At 72.7% G+C, this 14,876-nt stretch carries 12 protein-coding genes; 8 read left to right on the top strand and 4 right to left on the bottom strand.

All coding sequences use genetic code 11. From position 1 onward, the window contains the following. Positions 1-10: 10 nt before the first annotated feature. On the bottom strand, positions 11-730 hold the full coding sequence (locus ACFUJY_RS31085) for a L,D-transpeptidase family protein (protein WP_383305857.1): 720 nt from the start codon (positions 728-730) through the stop codon (positions 11-13). Positions 731-1,048: 318 nt separating this feature from the next. On the opposite strand from ACFUJY_RS31085, the gene ACFUJY_RS31080 reads away from it, so the two are divergent. Further along, on the top strand, positions 1,049-2,848 hold the full coding sequence (locus tag ACFUJY_RS31080) for an ABC transporter transmembrane domain-containing protein (RefSeq protein ID WP_383305735.1): 1,800 nt from the start codon (positions 1,049-1,051) through the stop codon (positions 2,846-2,848). A gap of 11 nt (positions 2,849-2,859) precedes the next feature. After that, entirely contained in the window at positions 2,860-4,656 is a 1,797-nt protein-coding gene (locus tag ACFUJY_RS31075) for an ABC transporter ATP-binding protein (RefSeq protein ID WP_383305855.1), read from the top strand. Positions 4,657-4,695: 39 nt separating this feature from the next. On the opposite strand, the gene ACFUJY_RS31070 is transcribed toward ACFUJY_RS31075, so the two are convergent. Then, positions 4,696-5,487 carry a metal-dependent hydrolase gene (locus tag ACFUJY_RS31070; RefSeq protein WP_383305733.1) on the bottom strand — a complete coding sequence of 264 codons (792 nt, stop codon included), beginning with the start codon at positions 5,485-5,487 and terminating at the stop codon, positions 4,696-4,698. A 168-nt stretch (positions 5,488-5,655) separates the two neighbouring features. Here ACFUJY_RS31070 and ACFUJY_RS31065 point away from each other — a divergent pair, with 168 nt between their 5' ends. From ACFUJY_RS31065 to ACFUJY_RS31055, 3 genes are all read left to right on the top strand, one after another. Next, positions 5,656-8,169 carry a DEAD/DEAH box helicase gene (locus tag ACFUJY_RS31065; protein ID WP_383305731.1) on the top strand — a complete coding sequence of 838 codons (2,514 nt, stop codon included), beginning with the start codon at positions 5,656-5,658 and terminating at the stop codon, positions 8,167-8,169. Positions 8,170-8,186: 17 nt separating this feature from the next. Beyond that, a complete protein-coding gene (locus tag ACFUJY_RS31060) occupies positions 8,187-9,071 on the top strand; it encodes an acyl-CoA thioesterase (RefSeq protein ID WP_383305729.1) in 885 nt (294 codons plus the stop codon). Between the two features lie 61 nt (positions 9,072-9,132). After that, on the top strand, positions 9,133-9,831 hold the full coding sequence (locus tag ACFUJY_RS31055) for a hypothetical protein (protein WP_383305727.1): 699 nt from the start codon (positions 9,133-9,135) through the stop codon (positions 9,829-9,831). 6 nt (positions 9,832-9,837) lie between these two features. On the opposite strand, the gene ACFUJY_RS31050 is transcribed toward ACFUJY_RS31055, so the two are convergent. Beyond that, the gene (locus tag ACFUJY_RS31050; RefSeq protein ID WP_383305725.1) at positions 9,838-10,863 is read right to left on the bottom strand and encodes a hypothetical protein; all 1,026 of its coding nucleotides are present in this window, start codon (positions 10,861-10,863) and stop codon (positions 9,838-9,840) included. A gap of 98 nt (positions 10,864-10,961) precedes the next feature. On the opposite strand from ACFUJY_RS31050, the gene ACFUJY_RS31045 reads away from it, so the two are divergent. Then, the gene (locus tag ACFUJY_RS31045; RefSeq protein ID WP_383305724.1) at positions 10,962-11,597 is read left to right on the top strand and encodes a TetR/AcrR family transcriptional regulator; all 636 of its coding nucleotides are present in this window, start codon (positions 10,962-10,964) and stop codon (positions 11,595-11,597) included. A gap of 206 nt (positions 11,598-11,803) precedes the next feature. Beyond that, on the top strand, positions 11,804-13,555 hold the full coding sequence (locus tag ACFUJY_RS31040) for a cation:proton antiporter (RefSeq protein ID WP_383305723.1): 1,752 nt from the start codon (positions 11,804-11,806) through the stop codon (positions 13,553-13,555). Between the two features lie 7 nt (positions 13,556-13,562). On the opposite strand, the gene ACFUJY_RS31035 is transcribed toward ACFUJY_RS31040, so the two are convergent. After that, the gene (locus ACFUJY_RS31035) at positions 13,563-14,000 is read right to left on the bottom strand and encodes a hypothetical protein (protein WP_383305722.1); all 438 of its coding nucleotides are present in this window, start codon (positions 13,998-14,000) and stop codon (positions 13,563-13,565) included. A 216-nt stretch (positions 14,001-14,216) separates the two neighbouring features. On the opposite strand from ACFUJY_RS31035, the gene ACFUJY_RS31030 reads away from it, so the two are divergent. Further along, positions 14,217-14,759, top strand: coding sequence for a GNAT family N-acetyltransferase (locus ACFUJY_RS31030; protein WP_383305721.1), 543 nt, complete (start codon positions 14,217-14,219; stop codon positions 14,757-14,759). Positions 14,760-14,876: the final 117 nt, after the last annotated feature.

Raw genomic sequence — 14,876 nt, 5'->3', positions numbered from 1 at the left:
GCGGTGCGGGTCAGGCGCGGAGGCTGGCCCGGTCGCCCATGACGACGACCGGGTGCTGCTCCGGGTCGAGGGTGCGCAGCAGCTTCTCCATGGCCTGCTTGGACACGCTCACGCACGCCGAGGTGCCGCTGCCGTGGTCCATGTGCAGCCAGATGCTGCCGCCCTTGGTCTGGCCCTGCGGGCGCGTCGGGTCGTTGGGCGGGGTGCCCTTGACCCGGTTGTAGTCGATGGCGATGACGTAGTCGAAGTCGTGCCAGTGGGACTTGGCCCAGTAGTGCGGGGCCTGGATCGAGGCGGTCTGCGTGTACGGGAGGCGGGCGCCCGGGTCGGGCAGGACGCCGGCCGCGTCGCTGAGGGTGTACACGCCGACGGGGCTGCGCTTGTCGTTCTCGTGGTGGTCGGACGTCCAGCCCTTCTTGCCGTTGTGGCCCTTCCAGGAGGCGGCCTTGTCCCAGGTGGAGCCGGACTTGGTGTAGAGCACGACCGTGGAGTCCGCGGAGTCCTTGCCGGCACCGTAGACGGCGACGACCTGGCGGGAGTCGGCCGGGATCTTCGACTGGAGCCGGTCGCCCACATCGGGGATGCGCGTCAGGTCCTCGACGGGGGCCTTCGTACGGCCCTTCCCGGCGGCCGGCCGCTCGGCGGCGGCGCCCTTCTTCGTGTCCTGTCCGTCACCACAGGACGTCAGGGTCGTGAGCAGGACACCACAGGCGGCCGCCGAGGCCACCATCCGAACCGCACCGGCTATACGCATCCGTCCATGCTCGCACCTGGCCACGTCCGCGGTCGGCCGGCCCGGGCGGCCCCGGCGAAAGCGTGCCGAATCTTTACCCGTCCGGGGCGTGCGCGGCCCGGTCCCGTCCCACCGGCACCTCGGGCCGCAGCCGCATCAGCCGCCGCGTAAAACCGTTTGCCGCGACCACGGCGACCGGCAAGGCTTACGCGGTCCGGTTCCCCCGCCCGCGCAGCCCGTGGGCGACCCGGTGCTGCCCCGACGCGCTTCCGCGGCGCCTCGCGGGCCCGGCCGCTTCCGATCCCTTGGGATGTCATGCACATTCGCGATCTTCCGTTCTCGGACCCCGGCGATCCCGACGTCCGTTCAGGCCCTCGCTTCCTGCTGTGGCTGGGCCGCAATCAGATCCGCGGGCAGCTCAAGTCCTTGTTCTGGGGGCTGCTGCACCAGTGCTCGATCGCGGGGTACCCGCTGGCGGTGGGACTCGCCGTCCAGGCGGTCGTGGACCGGTCCGGCGGCAGGCTCGCGCTGGCCTGCGGGCTGACCGCGCTGCTGGGCGTGCTGACCGCGCTGGGCGACGCGATGCTGCACCGGGCCGCCGTGACCAACTGGATCACCGCCGCCGCCCGTATCCAGCAGCTGCTGTCGCGCAAGACCGCCGAGCTGGGCTCGCTCCTGACCCGCCGCGTCGCCGCGGGCGAGGTGGTGGCGGTGTCCACGGGTGACGTGGAGAAGATCGGCTGGTTCGTCGAGGCGCTCTCGCGGTTCCTCGCCGCCGCCACGGTCCTCGTGGTCATCAGCGTGGGGCTCGTCCTCTACCTTCCGTCGCTGGGCGTTCTGGTGGCGGTCGCCATGCCGTTCCTCGCCCTGTCCGTCCTGCCGCTGCTTCCGCGTGCCACCCGGCGGGCGGATGTGCAGCGCGAGAAGGGCGGCCGGGCCACCGAACTCGCCTCGGACACCGTGGCCGGGCTGCGCGTGCTGCGCGGCATCGGCGGCGAGGAGCTGTTCCTGGACCGCTACCGGCGCGCTTCGCAGGAGGTCCGCGAGGCCGCGGTGCACAGCGCCCGGATGTGGTCGCTGATCTCGGCGGTCCAGGTCCTGCTGCCGGGCGCCCTGCTGCTCGCCCTGGTCGTGCACGGGGCCGCGCTGGCCCGGGACGGCAGGATCGAGGTGGGCCAGCTGGTCACGGTGTACAGCGCGGCGACCCTGAGCCTGTTCCCGCTGCGGCACTTCGAGGAGATCGCCATGGCGTACTCCTTCTCCCGCCCCTCCGCGCAGCGCGCCGTACGCGTGCTGTCGCTGAGCCGGAACACCCGCCCGGCCACCGTCGACACCGTCCCGTCCGGCGACCTGTACGACCCGGTCACCGGGCTGCTGGCCCCGCGGGGCGCGTTCACCGCGGTCGTCTGCGGCGACCCCGACGAGGCGGGGCGGCTGGCGGAACGGCTCGGCGGGCACGCCCGGCCCGAGGCCGAGGCCGGCGCCCCCGAACCGCCCTCCGTCCTGCTGGGCGGTGTGCCGCTGGACGAACTGGAACCGGGCGCGGCACGGACCGCCGTACTCGTCCAGGACAAGGACCCCGTGCTGCTCTCCGGCACCCTGCGCGAACTGCTGGACGTGCCGTCGTCCGGGCAGGTGGCGGCCTCGGCCGCCCTGTCCGCCGCGCAGTGCGACGACGTGCTGGCCGCTCTGGCCCAGGCGTCCCCGGAACCCGGTCGCGAGCCGATGGACACCCGGATCACCGAACGCGGCCGGTCCCTGTCCGGTGGCCAGCGCCAGCGGCTCGCCCTGGCCCGGTCGCTGCTCACCGACCCGGACACGCTCGTCCTGGACGAGCCCACCTCAGCGGTCGACTCGCACACCGAGGCCCGGGTCGCGGCGGGCGTCAAGGCCCTGCGCGCGGACCGTACGACCGTCGTGTTCTCCTCGTCGCCGCTGCTCCTCGACCTGGCCGACCGGGTGGCGCTGGTGCACGGCGGCACGGTGGTGGCGGTCGGTACGCACCGCGAGCTGATGCGCACCGAGGAGCGCTACCGCGCCGTCGTCACCCGCGAGACCGACGACGAGACCGCCGCGCCCCACGAGGCGCCGCGGGAAATCGAGGAACGGGCATGAAAGGACAGGCAATGACCGGCGTCGCCCCACCGGCCCACGTACCTCCCGCCTACGACCCGGCCGCCCCCGAGACGGCGACCACCCTGCCGGTCGGCCGGCCCGCGACCGTGCGGGCCTACGTCCTGGAACTGATGCGGCGCCACCGCAAGCCGTTCGCGGTGGTGACCCTGCTCAACACGTTCGCGGTGATCGCCTCCATCGTGGGCCCGTACCTGCTGGGCGGGCTCGTGGAGGACCTGTCCGACGGGGTGCGCGACCTGCATCTGGAGCGCACCGCCGTGGTGTTCGCGCTGGCGCTCGTCGTGCAGACGGTGGCCACCCGGATGATGCGGCTGCGCAGCGCCATGCTGGGCGAGGAGATGCTCGCCGACCTCCGCGAGGACTTCCTCGTCCGGTCGGTGCGGCTGCCACCGGGCGTGCTGGAGCGGGCCGGTACGGGTGATCTGCTGTCCCGGATCACCACCGACATCGACCGGCTCGCCAACGCCATGCGCGAGGCCGTCCCGCAGCTGACGATCGGCGTGGTGTGGGTGGGGCTGCTGATCGCCGCCCTGACCGTCACCGCTCCCCCGCTGGCCCTGGCGGTGGTCGTGGCGCTGCCGGTGCTGCTCATCGGCTGCCGCTGGTACTTCCGCCGGGGGCCCTCGGCGTACCGCTCGGAGGCCGTCGGCTACGCGGCGGTCGCCGCGGCCCTGGCCGAGACCGTGGACGCGGGGCGGACCGTGGAGGCGCACCGGCTGGGGGCGCGCCGGGTCGCGCTGTCGGACCTGCGCGTCAAGCAGTGGACGGCGTGGGAGCGGTACACGCTGTTCCTGCGGACGGTGCTGTTCCCGGTCGTCAACATCACGTACGCGACGATCCTCGGGGCGGTCCTGCTGCTGGGCGGCTGGTTCGTCATCGAGGGGTGGATGACCGTCGGCCAGCTCACCACGGGTGCGCTGCTCGCCCAGATGATGGTGGACCCGATCGGTCTGATCCTGCGCTGGTACGACGAGTTGCAGGTGGCCCAGGTGTCGCTGGCGCGGCTGGTGGGCGTCCGGGAGATCGAACCGGACGCGGGGGACGCGTCGGTGTCCCCGGACGGCCGGGACGTGCGGGCCGACGAGGTGCGTTTCGGGTACGTGGACGGGGTGGACGTGCTGCACCGGGTGTCGCTGGACGTCGCCCCGGGCACGCGGCTGGCGCTGGTCGGGCCGTCGGGTGCGGGCAAGTCGACGCTGGGCCGGCTGCTGGCGGGGATCTACGCGCCCCGGGACGGCGACGTCACGCTGGGCGGCGCGCGCCTGTCGCGGATGGTGACGGAGCGGGTGCGGTCGCACGTGGCGCTGGTCAACCAGGAGCACCACGTGTTCGTCGGCTCGCTGCGGGACAACCTGCGGCTGGCGCGTACGGACGCCGAGGACGCGGAGCTGTGGGCGTCGCTCGCCGCGGTCGACGCGGACGGCTGGGCGCGGGCGCTGGAGCGGGGGCTCGACGCCGAGGTCGGCTCGGGGGGCCTGGTGATCACCCCGGCGCAGGCCCAGCAGATCGCGCTCGCCCGCCTGGTGCTGGCCGATCCGCACACGCTGGTCCTGGACGAGGCGACGTCGCTGCTCGACCCCCGGGCGGCCCGCAACCTGGAGCGGTCGCTCGCCCGGGTGCTGGAGGGCCGTACGGTGGTGGCGATCGCGCACCGGCTGCACACGGCGCACGACGCGGACGTGATCGCCGTGGTCGAGCAGGGCCGGATCACCGAGCTGGGCAGCCACGACGAGCTGGTGGCGGCGGACGGGGCGTACGCGGCGCTCTGGCGCTCCTGGCACGGCTGACGGGTCCGGGGGGCCGGTGCGCCGGCCCCCCCGGGCGGCTCAGATGACGTTCATCGCCGCCGCCGCGCCCACGCCCCCGAGGATCATGAAGACGGGCATCAGCACCTTGATCTCCACCCAGCTGCCGGCCTTGAAGCGCATGGCCTTGGGCGGACCGATCGGGTACCAGCGCTTGCGGCCCAACGGGATCGGCCACAGGATCGGGCAGCCCGAGACGGTCAGCGCGTCGCCGATGTCGTGGACGAGGGCGCCGAGCACGATCGGCAGACCGAGCCAGAGGTATTCCTGACCGGGGTCGGTGAACAGCCAGTCGGCGCCGTTGCCCGGCTTGTCGAGGACCCCGGCGAGAATCCACGCGCTGGTCGCCCCGAGCAGCCACACCAGGACGTCGCTGGAGACGCGGGCGGCCCGCCAGAGCAGTCCTTCGACGGCGAGGACCAGGTGGATGAAGAGGATCGCGAGGACCCCCCAGCGCCCGCCGGTGTACGCGACGGCGGAGGCGCCCGCTCCGATCAGGACGGCCCAGGCCCAGGTGTGGGTGAGGGTGCGGTGGCCGCCGTTGCGGTGGGAGTCGCCCCGCAGCTTGGTGGCCTTGTAGACGGCGTGCGAGAGCTTGTCGACGATCTCGCACATCCCGCGCGAGAGGGGCCCGAAGGCGCGTGAGATGGTCGCCGACTTGTGGTCGAGGTCGGGGGCGAGCGCGGCGCCCGCGCTGATCAGCGCGCCGACGACGAGGACGGGCCACGGCATGGTGTGGCCGGTGGCCGCCGCCGCGGCACCCACCCCCAGCCAGGCCGCCGCCCCTGACAGAGAGTGTGCCGGTCCCATCATGACTGCCGAGCCCCCGTAGGTGTCGCCGAGTGCGCCTGGTGGTGTCCGGGCGCGAGATCCGGCACCGCCGGTGCGGCGTGGCCGAGTTGAGAGGGAAGCGTATCGTTCGTGATCTTCGGGCCGTCGTCCGGTTCCCTCATCGGGGCGGAAGACAGGCAAGATGGGGGCGTGACCCTTATCGATCAGCTCCCCCCGACCGACGATCCCGACGCTCTCTTCGAGGCTTTCTCGTCCTGGACCGAGACGCAGGGGATCACCCTCTACCCCGCTCAGGAGGAGGCGCTGATCGAGGTGGTGTCCGGGGCCAACGTGATCCTTTCCACGCCCACGGGGTCCGGGAAGAGCCTGGTCGCGGCGGGGGCACACTTCACGGCGCTGGCCCAGGACAAGGTCACCTTCTACACCGCGCCGATCAAGGCGCTGGTCTCGGAGAAGTTCTTCGACCTGTGCAAGCTGTTCGGTACGGAGAACGTCGGGATGCTCACCGGGGACGCCTCGGTCAACGCCGACGCCCCGGTGATCTGCTGCACCGCCGAGGTGCTGGCGTCGATCGCGCTGCGTGACGGGAAGTACGCGGACATCGGCCAGGTCGTGATGGACGAGTTCCACTTCTACGCGGAGCCGGACCGGGGCTGGGCGTGGCAGATCCCGCTGCTGGAACTGCCGCAGGCGCAGTTCGTCCTGATGTCGGCGACGCTCGGCGACGTCCGGATGTTCGAGGAGGACCTGACGCGGCGCACCGGCCGTCCGACCTCCGTGATCCGCTCGGCGACCCGTCCGGTACCGCTGAGTTACGAGTACCGGCTGACGCCGATCACGGAGACGCTCACCGAGCTGCTGGAGACCCGGCAGTCGCCGGTGTACATCGTGCACTTCACGCAGGCGGCGGCGGTGGAGCGGGCGCAGTCGCTGATGAGCATCAACATGTGCACCAAGGAGGAGAAGGAGAAGATCGCCGATCTCATCGGCAACTTCCGCTTCACCACCAAGTTCGGCCAGAACCTCTCGCGGTACGTACGCCACGGGATCGGTGTGCACCACGCGGGCATGCTCCCCAAGTACCGCAGGCTGGTGGAGAAGCTGGCGCAGGCGGGTCTGCTGAAGGTGATCTGCGGTACGGACACGCTGGGCGTCGGCGTCAACGTACCGATCCGCACGGTGCTGTTCACCGCGCTCACCAAGTACGACGGCACCCGGGTGCGGACGCTGCGGGCGCGGGAGTTCCACCAGATCGCCGGCCGGGCCGGGCGGGCGGGCTTCGACACGGCGGGCTTCGTCGTCGCCCAGGCGCCCGAGCACGTCATCGAGAACGAGAAGGCGGTCAAGAAGGCGGGTGACGACCCGAAGAAGAAGCGGAAGGTCGTCCGCAAGAAGGCCCCCGAGGGCTTCGTCGCCTGGTCGGAGACCACCTTCGACAAGCTGATCCAGTCCGATCCGGAGCCGCTGACCTCGCGTTTCCGGGTCACGCACACGATGCTGCTTTCCGTGATCGCCCGCCCGGGCAACGCCTTCGAGGCGATGCGGCATCTGCTGGAGGACAACCACGAGCCGCGCCGGGCGCAGCTGCGGCACATCCGCCGGGCCATCGCGATCTACCGGTCGCTGCTGGACGGCGGTGTGGTGGAGCAGCTGGACGAGCCGGACGCGGAGGGGCGCATCGTGCGGCTCACCGTGGACCTCCAGCAGGACTTCGCGCTGAACCAGCCGCTGTCGACGTTCGCGCTGGCCGCCTTCGAGCTGCTGGACCCGGACTCGCCGTCGTACGCGCTGGACATGGTCTCGGTGGTGGAGTCGACGCTGGACGATCCGCGCCAGATCCTGGCCGCGCAGCAGAACAAGGCGCGCGGTGAGGCGGTCGGGCAGATGAAGGCCGACGGCATCGAGTACGAGGAGCGGATGGAGCTGCTCCAGGAGGTGACGTACCCGAAGCCGCTGAGCGAGCTGCTGTGGCACGCGTACGACGTCTACCGGCGCAGCCACCCGTGGGTGGGCGACCATCCGGTGTCGCCGAAGTCGGTGATCCGTGACATGTACGAACGGGCCATGACGTTCACGGAGTTCACGTCGAACTACGAGCTGGCGCGGACCGAGGGCATCGTGCTGCGGTATCTGGCGAGTGCGTACAAGGCGTTGGAGCACACCATTCCGGACGACCTCAAGTCCGAGGACCTGGAGGATCTGATCGCCTGGCTGGGCGAGATGGTGCGTCAGGTGGACTCCAGTCTGCTGGACGAGTGGGAGCAGCTGGCCAACCCCGAGGTGGAGACCGCCGAGCAGGCGCAGGAGCGGGCCGACGAGGTCAAGCCGGTCACGGCGAACGCCCGCGCGTTCCGGGTGCTGGTGCGCAACGCGATGTTCCGCCGGGTGGAGCTGGCCGCGCTGGACCGGGTCCGCGACCTGGGCGAGCTGGACGCGGACGCGGGCTGGGACGAGGACGCGTGGGGCGAGGCGATGGACGCGTACTGGGACGAGTACGAGGAGCTGGGCACCGGTCCCGACGCGCGCGGCCCGAAGCTGCTGAAGATCGACGAGGACGCGGCGCACGGTGTGTGGCGGGTCCGGCAGACGTTCGCCGACCCGAACGGCGACCACGACTGGGGCATCAGCGCGGAGGTCGACCTCGCGGCGTCGGACGAGGAGGGCCGGGCGGTCGTGCGGGTCACGTCCGTGGGCCAGTTGTGAGAGTGGAGAAGAACGGCATGACGAACCCCGCCGAGCGTCTGGTCGACCTGCTCGACCTGGAGCGGATCGAGGTCAACATCTTCCGGGGCCGCAGCCCCGACGAGTCCCTGCAGCGGGTCTTCGGCGGGCAGGTCGCGGGGCAGGCGCTGGTGGCGGCCGGCCGCACCACGGACGGGGACCGGCCGGTGCACTCGCTGCACGCCTACTTCCTGCGGCCGGGCCGTCCGGGGGTGCCGATCGTGTACGACGTGGAGCGCGTCCGGGACGGCAGGTCGTTCACCACCCGGCGGGTGACGGCCGTCCAGCAGGGCCGGACGATCTTCAACCTGACGGCGTCGTTCCACCGCCCGGAGGAGGCGGGCTTCGAGCACCAGCTGCCGCCTGCCCGGGTGGTGCCGGACCCCGAGGAGCTGCCGACGGTCGCCGAGGAGGTGCGCGAGCACCTGGGCGGTCTGCCGGAGGCGCTGGAACGGATGGCGCGGCGCCAGCCATTCGACATCCGTTACGTGGACCGGCTGCGCTGGACGCGCGAGGAGATCAAGGACGCGGACCCGCGCAGCGCGGTGTGGATGCGCGCGGTGGGGCCGCTGGGCGACGATCCGCTGGTGCACACCTGCGCACTGACGTATGCGAGCGACATGACCCTGCTGGACGCGGTCCGCATCCCGGTGGAGCCGTTGTGGGGGCCGCGCGGCTTCGACATGGCCTCGCTGGACCACGCGATGTGGTTCCACCGCCCGTTCCGTGCGGACGAGTGGTTCCTGTACGACCAGGAGTCGCCGGTCGCGACGGGCGGGCGGGGGCTGGCGCGCGGCCGGATCTACGACCGTGCGGGCAATCTGCTGGTGTCGGTGGTGCAGGAGGGTCTGTTCCGGCGGCTGGGCGACGCCCCGTCCGCGTAATCCCGCAAGGCGGTAGGGCTACTGTTCGACTTCCGGATCATCACAACGGAGGAGCGCGCACGTGGCCACCGTCCTGAAAGTGAGTCCCGTCGCCACGGGGAAGAAGCCGAGGAAGGGCGTTCCGGCGCCCCCTCCCGTCTCACCCTTCAGCCATGTCGTCAAGGTCACGGACGTGCCGGGCGGGGAGTCGCGGGTGCTGGCCCACCTGGAGCGGGAGCTGCCGCCGGGCGGCATACCCGGGTACCTCGCCGCCCGCAAGGAGGGCACCCGCTCCTTCGTGCTGTGGGCCGACCCGGAGCGCCGGGCCCGGCTGGCGACGGTCGTCACAGCGTCGGCCGGTGACGGGGTCTCGGCGTACCAGGTACGGGGCGGCTACGGGGAAGTGCTGGGCACCGTCGTCCGCGAGAAGGCGTGCTCGGGCAAGGGCCTGCGCACCCGCTGGACGGTCACCCAGACCGGCTGCCCCGAGGCCGTCGGCCTCAAGGGCCGGATCTTCTGGTGGTACGTGTGGTGGCTGCTGTTCCCGCTGTGGCTGGCGATCGGCGTGGGCAGCATGCTGAACGGCGGCGGCGATGTGCCGCGCGGGCCCCGCCGCATCCGCTGGCGGGCGGCCGGCGAGACCCCGTTCGAGTTCCACGCCGACGGCGAGCTCGTCGTACACGCGCAGTGGGCCGACCAGCGGCTGGCGGCGGCGCTGACGGCGCTGATCACCTCTTTCGACAGCTGGCTGGGCACGCCCTGGGACGACAAGCGGGAGTAACGGCCCTCACTTCCGGTAGCTCCGTGCCACCGCCTCGAAGGCGGCCTTGGGCTCCCACTCCATGTCGGGGTAGGTCCGCCCCCGGCGCCCTTCGAGGAGTTTGACGATGCCCAGTCCTGCCCGGTCCAGGTCGTCCCGGGGATCGCCGTCCGGGCGGTGCGGGTAGCCGGGCAGGGCGAACAGGAACACGAACGCGCTGTCCACGCCCTCGGTCTCGAAGACCTCCAGGAGTTCGCTCAGGTACGCGGCCTGGCCGGCCTCGTCGCGCTCGTAGACGCCGTCCAGCCGCACCGGGTCCTTGGTCAGCGGGTCGTGCTCGACCACTTCGAGGACCCGCCCGCCCCGGTCCCCCGCGCCGCGGTAGGCCGCGGTGCCGAACCCGGTGACGGCGAGCGGCTTCGGGCCCCGGGCGAGGGTGCGGACCGCGTCGCGGAACCGGTCGGCGATCTCGGCGGAGCGGATCAGCTCGTACGTCACGATGTCGAAGGGCGCCCAGTCGACCTGCTCGAACTGGATGGCCGCGTACGTGAGGGTGCCCCGGTAGCGCTCGCGGACGGCGGCCACCGCGTCGCCGAGGAACGCGTTGACGCGGACGCCGAGTCCGCGGATCGCCTCGGCCCGTCGCTCGGGGCGGCTCATCAGGTGTCCGACCCGTTCCTCGGGGCTCTCCCCGGGCAGGAACCCCCGGTTCATCACGCTCAGCTCGACGCCCGCGACGAACACGACCGCGGCGCCCTCCTGCCGGAGCCGTTCCGCTCGTGCGGCGCAGTCGCGGAAGAGCGTGAGGATCTGCTCCGGTTCCAGTTCCAGCGGGTAGGGCGAGAACCAGACCTCCAGGCCGAGTGCGGCGGCGGCGGACGCGGCCTGTTCCAGCCGGTCCGGGTCGCCGCCGATGATCTGGACGGCGTCGCAGTGCAGGTCGTCGCGGATGATCGCCAGTTCCCGCCGGACCGCCGCGAGGTCGAAGTGTTGGCGCGAGGTGCGGCCGTGCAGGACGAATCCGGTGTCGTAGGTCATTCCTCTTGCCCGCATGGCGGCGTCCTCTCGATAGGTCGGTCCGGCCGAGGCTCGCAGGAAAAGTGCGTGCACGCAAGTTTGCGTGCACGCAGCCCTTGTGGAACGCTGGTGCGGTGACGACACCACCGGGACTGCGGGAGCGCAAGAAGCAGGCCACCCGCGAGGCGCTGCGCGAGGCGGCGCTGCGCCTGGCCGTCGAGCACGGGCCCGAGCGGGTGCGGGTCGAGGACATCGCCGAGGCGGCCGGCGTCTCGCCGCGCACGTACAACAACTACTTCGCGAGCCGGGAACAGGCGATCGTCTCGGCCGTCACCGCCGACCGGGAGGCGCGCGTCGCGGCGGCCGTCGCGGCGCGGCCGGCGGAGGTGGGCCTGGCCGACGCCGTCACCGAGGCGGTGGTCGAGCAGTACACGGACCCCGGTGCGCACGGCCCGGAGGCGCTGCTGCTCGTCACCACCCGGCCCGCGCTGCGCGCCGCCTTCCTGGACGCCACCGCCGGCATCGAACCGCCGCTCACGACGGCGATCGCCGCGCGCCTGGGCGACGCATCGGCGCCGGCTGCCCGGGTCCTCGCGGCGAGCGCGGCCGCCGCCGTCCGCATCGCGCTGGAGGGCTGGATGCAGCCGGCCGGGGCTGCGGGCACCGGAGGACTCGTCGTGCCCGCCGGCTCCCTGGACGACCGGCTCCGCGCGGCACTGGCCCCGCTCGCACCCGCGTTCGACGTCGCCGAGGAGCGCGTCCGGCGGTGAGGCCGGAGTCCCGCGTGCGGCCGTGAGACCGGCCCTCCGCGCGCCGCCCCACCGTGACGGATAGTCCGTCCGGGCGATCCCCGTCACCGGGTGCGCTTCTTGAGGCGAGCCCTCGCGCCCCGGCCGGGCGGCGGCACGGAAGGTGGTCGCGCGCGCTGCTGTGCGGGTCGCGTCCGGCACCCGGGCGCGCCGGAGGAGGCGGGTCGATGACGGCGGACCAGGTGTATGTGGGGCTCGGGCTGATCGTGGTCCTCGCGGTCGGTTCGCAGCTGCTGGCGAAGCGGCTGCGGGTGCCGGCGCTGCTCGTGCTGCTGCCGGCCGGGTTCACCGCCGGGGCGCTCACCGACGACATCGATCCCGAACGGCTGCTCGGCCCCGCCTTCTCGCCGCTGGTGTCGCTGGCGGTGGCCGTGATCCTGTACGACGCCGGGCTGGGTCTGGACCTGAAGCGGCTGACGGGACACAACCGCCGGGTGGTGATCCGGCTGCTGTGGCTGGGAGCGCTGCTGACACTGGTGTCCGCCGCGCTCTTCGCCGTCCCGGTGTTGGACATGTCGGCGCAGGCGGCGGTCATGCTCGCGGCGATCCTCGTCGTGTCGGGCCCGACGGTCGTGGGGCCGCTGCTCGCCTTCGTACGGCCCACGGAGCGGCTGCGGCGCATCCTCATCTGGGAGGGCGCTCTGATCGACCCGGTCGGCGGGATTCTGGGGGCGCTCGTCTTCCACGGGGTCGTGGCGGGCGACCGGCCCGGGTTCGGCAGCGGGCTCGGGCACTTCCTGGCGAGCGCGGCGGTGGGCGTGGGGGCGGGCGCGGCCGGAGCGGCGGTGCTGTGGCTGGTGCTGCGGCGGGTGCGGCTCAGCGAGGAACTGGAGACGTCGCTCCAGCTGGCCGCCGTGGTCGGGGTGGCGGCGGCCTGCGACGCGCTGCGCGACGACACGGGGCTGATCTCGGCCGTCGTCATGGGAATGGCCATGGCCAATCTCCCCGGTCTCGATCTGCCCGCGCGCCGGCCCTTCTTCGAGACGCTGGTCTCCCTGATCATCGGCCTGCTCTTCGTCTCCATCTCGGCGACGGTCACCCCGGCGTCGCTGCGGCACGTGGTGCTGCCCGCGCTGGCGCTGACCGCCCTCCTCGTCCTGGTGACCCGGCCGCTCATCGCCCACCTCGCGGCGGCCGGCACCGACGTACCCGCGCGGGAGCGGTGGTTCATCGGCTGGATGGCGCCCCGGGGCATCGTCGCCGCGGCCACCGCCTCCACGTTCTCCGCCGAGCTGGCCGGGCACCACGTCGCCGGCGCGGAGCGCATCCTGCCCGCGACCTTCGTGGTGATCGTGGCGACGGTGACGCTCTACGGCCTGACGGCGTTCCCGGCGGCGCGGCGGCTGGGGGTGCTGCGGCCCGCCCGGTCCCGGCCGCTGCTGGTGGGCGGGGCGCCCTGGGCGGTGGACCTGGCGGGCGCACTGAGCGCGGCGGGGCTCGACGTACTGATGTGGGCGGGCGCGGAGGAGGAGCGGGCGCGGATCAGGGCCGCGGGGCTGAAGCTGGCGCCCGGGGAACTGCTCGCCTCGGCCACCGGGGCCGGTGCGGAGCTGGAGGGGATCACCTCGGTGCTGCTGCTCACCGGCGAGGACGACTTCAACGCGCTGGCGTCGCTCACGCTCCGGGAGAGCGTCGACGGGGAGATCGGCCGGCTCGCCCCGCCGTCCGCGAACCACGGTGTGGTGGCCCCGTACACCGACGGCGATGCCCTGTTCGGGCCCGGTCTCACCCGGTCCGAGATCGCCCGGAGGTACGGGGCCGGGGCGCGGGTGGTGACGCGGCCCGCGGACGGTCCGCCGGCGCCCGGGGAGCACCTGCTGTTCGTGGTGCGGCCGGAGGGCCGGCTCGTCCCGGTCACACAGAGCGGTCGCCCGGAGCCGGCTCCGGGCGACACGCTCGTTCTGCTGAGGGAGCCGTGAGGCCCGGTCAGGCTTTCGCGCGGTGGTGGTCCGGGCCCGCGCAGAGCGCCCAGATGATGAAGATGTCGATGGCGATGAGCACGATGGACCACAGCGGGTAGTGCGGCAGCCACAGGAAGTTCGCCAGCGCGCCGAGCCCGGCGAGGACCACCCCGACGGCCCTTGCCCAGAAGGCGCCGGTGAAGAGTGCGCAGCCGGCGAGGACGATGACGATTCCCAGGATGAGGTGGATCCATCCCCAGCCCGTCAGGTTGAACTGGAAGACGTAGTTGCGCGTGGCGACGAACACGTCGTCCTCGGCGATGGCCGCGATGCCCTGGAAGATCGCCATCGCGCCGCCGAAGATCATCAGGACCGCAGCGAACGCGGTCCAGCCCGCGCGGGCGGGATGGTGTGAGCCGTCGGTGCCGTGTGAAGCCGCCGGTGCGCTGCCCGTGTTGGCCATGTCGGGCCTCCTTTTCTGGCATGGCCGCCCGGCGCGGACCGGTGCCGAACCGGACGTTCCGCTTCCAGAGTGTCACGAGGACGCGTGTCCGGCAGTCCGGCGGGCACGGGGCTGACCGACCACCCACCCGCTGCTCGCCGGACACCCGCTTAGGATCACGTCGCAGCCGGTCCGCGCGGGAATGCGGCCCGGCGTCCCAGGGAAGGACCTGCCCCCATGACCGAGATCGTCCCGGTGTCCGGCCCCGAGCTGGTCACCTACGCCGATGAGCTGGCCGCCCTGCTGGTGGAGACCGTGGAGGCCGGCTCGTCCGTGGGCTTCCTGGCGCCGCTGGACCGGGGCGCCGCCGCCGAGTGGTGGCGCGCCCGGGCCGCGGCCGTGGAGGCGGGCGGGCTCCAGGCGTGGATCGCCCGGGACGGGGAACGCGTCGCGGGCACCATCGGCCTGGTCCGGGCGCCGCTGCCCAACGCACGCCACCGCGCGGAGGTGACCAAGCTGATGGTCCGCCCGTCGGCGCGCGGGCGCGGGCTCGGCCGCGAGCTGCTGGCCGCGGCCGAGCGCACGGCGGCCGAGGACGGCGTCACGCTCCTGGTCCTGGACACCGAGAGCGGCAGCCCCGCGGAGCGGCTGTACCGCGCGGCGGGATGGACGGAGTGCGGTTCCGTTCCGGACTACGCGGCCGGCCCGGACGGGGTCCTCAAGCCGACGACCTTCTATTACAAGGCGGTCGGCCGCGTCGCCGAGGTACCCGTGGGGTGAGAATGGGCCGGGAAGACACCGACGAGGAATCTCAATGATGAAGTCAAGCCGTCTGCGTGACCGGTGGGGCGGAGGTGAACAGCCTCTTGTCACGCAGCATCGCCCAGAGCACGTCGA

Origin of the sequence: Streptomyces sp. NPDC057249 (assembly GCF_042669245.1) — a bacterium.
Classification (GTDB): domain Bacteria; phylum Actinomycetota; class Actinomycetes; order Streptomycetales; family Streptomycetaceae; genus Streptomyces.
Note: the sequence above shows the minus strand (reverse complement) of the source record. Positions and strands in the feature narration are given on the sequence as shown.